Consider the following 2759-nt stretch of genomic DNA (forward strand, 5'->3'; position numbering starts at 1 on the left):
GGTTTCCGCAGGCTCGCCGACTGGGCCCGCGACGCTTTTGCCGTCGCCGAATCCAGGATGTTGGCCGCAATCTGGACCGCAGTCGGAGCGGCTGCCATCCGGCGGTGCCGGGAGTGGGCGTACACGGCCCGTGAGGGCGAGGAAATGACGAACCTGGAGTGGCTCAAGACCCCTCCTGGTCGGCATGCACCCAGCACCCTGGCCGAAACCTTGGCCGAGCTCCGCAGCCTGAAGGAACTCGAAGTTCACCAGTGGGCGCTCGATGCCATCGCCTTGGCGAAGCAGCAGGCCTATGCCGCCCATGTCCAACTGCGGCGCCCGTCGATGACCCTGCTCTCGTACACGATCTGGATCCGAAGTCCGGGTATCGCGCCCTTGAGGCCGAGCTGATTGGCGCCAACCATCGTGCGTCAGGTCGCTGATCGCCCTGTCCTGAACCACTGGATCCAGCTTCAGATGACCATGTCGCTRCATGGCATCGATGAGGATCGGAATCAATGCCTTGAGCCGCTTGTCGCAGACCCGGTCGCCTGCCTCCCACAGCAGCGCTGGAGTGGCCCAGCCATCAGGCCACCGCACCCGTTCAGTAGCTCGTTTCGCCCTTCGACTTGATTTCGCCTGCCTTGTTGGCTGCAGCGGCGTCCGATTTGCGGGTCTTGCGCGCGTYAGAACGTTCAGTACTCGACACCTTTGGCGCGGTCACGCGCGGCGGCTCGGCTTCGCCCATTTGCGGCCCCCGGGCGGCTTCTGCCCCGGTGGCCTTGCGAGGCGCGCGTGYGGCGGCGCGTTCGTCGGCCGAGGCCTTCGGCTTCGCTTCCGGGATCGGGGTGCCTTCGCCCATCTGCGGGCCTTGCGACGCTTTCGCGCCTTCCTTCTTCCGCTCGGCGCGTGCGGCCGCCTTGTCGTCGGCGCCCACGGCCTGCGCCTGTGCGCTCAGGGCCAGCATCTGGCCGATGGCCATCGCAACTGTCAATGCAAGCATCTTCATTTCACCACTCCTCGGGGGATCGCTGCCCCAACAYGGCCTGCCTTCGGCTCCGGCGGACCCTGTCGCCAAGCATGCGCTTTTTCAGTACATGTTGTTGATGTGCTCCTGCGGCTTACCTGGCGTCATGGGATTGGCGCATCGGAGCGGGGGCCCCGAGGCTCCTCTTCGTTCCCCAAGCTCCGGTTCAACCGGCGCGCGGCGTATGTCGCCAGCAGGTTGACTGCCCGAGGCTACTTGCCGCTGCGCCTTTCCGTCAGCGTGAAGCCGAAGTGCCGTTTGTGCCATCGCGAGAAGGCGCTGAGCGCCGAGAACCCGAGCAGATCCGCGACATCGGTGAGACGGCCCTTGTTGCCTTCGAGGTAGCTTTCGGCAAGGTCGCCGCGCACGTCGTCCACGAGCGATGAGAACGTTTCTCCGCTGCGCGCAAGATGGCGGTGCACCGTCCGGCGATCGACACCAAGATGTTGCGCCACCTTGTCGACGCTGCAGCGGCCGATCGGCAGCATATCGCGCACGAGCCAGCGCACCTTGTCCGCTAGCGTCATGTCCGGGCGCGAGATCATTGCGTCCAGATACTGGCGTGCATACCGCGCCATGACCGGATCTGCGGAYGGAAGCTGCCCGGCKARGTCCTCCGCCRCGCARGCGATACCGTTGAAMTCRGCGTTRAAGTCGACGATGCGCCCGAACATGGCGACATGGCGGGTCAGGCTCGCAGGCGCAGAGTGCGTGAACAGAACTCGTTGCGGCTGCCATGACGGCCCCAGCWGCTCCTGCAAGATGCGAAACAGGTAGCCCACGAAGAGTTCGATCGCCTGCCGCAGAGGCATCCGAGCTCCCCGAACGATGTCCACCCGAAGGATCACGAGCTTGCCCGCATCCTCGATGCGGATGGAGAGCAGCTCGCTGTGCAACTGCACATAGCGGGCGAGCGTTTCGAGGGCGCGCCGTGCAGTGGTTTCCTCTCGCACCACCAGGCTGAACGGACCCAGGTTCGACAGGCGCCGCGCCGTGGAAAGGCGCAACCCGAAGTCTTCGACCCCGCTTTCCACGGCTGAAGTCTCGAGCAGCTTTGCCACCGCTGCCGCATCGATGCGCGCGTCCGGATCTGAAAAGCACGARGGATCCAGGCCGCACTTGCGCATCAGGCGGCTCGGGTCGAGGCCGACCGAGCGCGCCAGTTCGGCGTACCCGCTCAGGGTCGCGCTGCGAATGGTGGAGCGCATCTTTCAGGCGTCGTGAGGGGACGGGTTTTGAATGTCCCGAATRGTATCCACAAATGTCCCATTGGGTCAAGCACCGGATYGCCTGCAAAACCATACTCACCCCTGTCATTCATCGATTGCCACACGGAGACAAACCATGCAATTYCTCGACGAYTCMCTYCTYCCCGAAAACCAGCAACCCCTCGTGATCCAGGTCGCGCCTTACGGCCCGGAATGGATCCCCGCCGACTCCAGCGACATCCCCGTGTCGATGGACGAGCAGGTCCAAAAGGCGGTGGACTGCTACAACGCGGGCGCCACGCTCTTGCACATCCATGTCCGTGAGGCGGACGGCAAGGGTTCCAAGCGCCTTTCGATGTTCAACGAGCTGCTCGCCCGTCTGCGCGATGCGGTTCCCGACATGATCCTGCAGGTTGGCGGCTCGATTTCGTTTGCGCCCGAGACCGACAGCGAGGCGGCCCAATGGCTCAGCGACGACACGCGCCACATGCTCGCGGAGCTCACGCCGAAGCCTGACCAGGTGACGATCGCGATCAACACCAACC

The 2759-nt window shown here is 64.5% G+C and carries 3 protein-coding genes and 1 pseudogene; 2 read left to right on the top strand and 2 right to left on the bottom strand.

The window, feature by feature from the left end:
* Positions 1–390, top strand: a pseudogene (locus tag AC1DY5_RS50325) (hypothetical protein); the annotation flags it as partial.
* Between the two features lie 193 nt (positions 391–583).
* Here AC1DY5_RS50325 and AC1DY5_RS50330 read toward each other — a convergent pair.
* Positions 584–961 carry a hypothetical protein gene (locus AC1DY5_RS50330; protein WP_478121797.1) on the bottom strand — a complete coding sequence of 126 codons (378 nt, stop codon included), beginning with the start codon at positions 959–961 and terminating at the stop codon, positions 584–586.
* A gap of 257 nt (positions 962–1218) precedes the next feature.
* Positions 1219–2214 (bottom strand): AraC family transcriptional regulator, encoded by a 996-nt coding sequence (locus AC1DY5_RS50335; RefSeq protein WP_478121798.1) that lies wholly within the window; start codon positions 2212–2214, stop codon positions 1219–1221.
* A 136-nt stretch (positions 2215–2350) separates the two neighbouring features.
* Here AC1DY5_RS50335 and AC1DY5_RS50340 point away from each other — a divergent pair.
* Positions 2351–2759: 3-keto-5-aminohexanoate cleavage protein (locus tag AC1DY5_RS50340; protein WP_478121799.1), on the top strand; the 409-nt coding region annotated here is incomplete at its 3' end.

It is taken from the genome of Variovorax sp. P4_D9 (genome assembly GCF_056401695.1).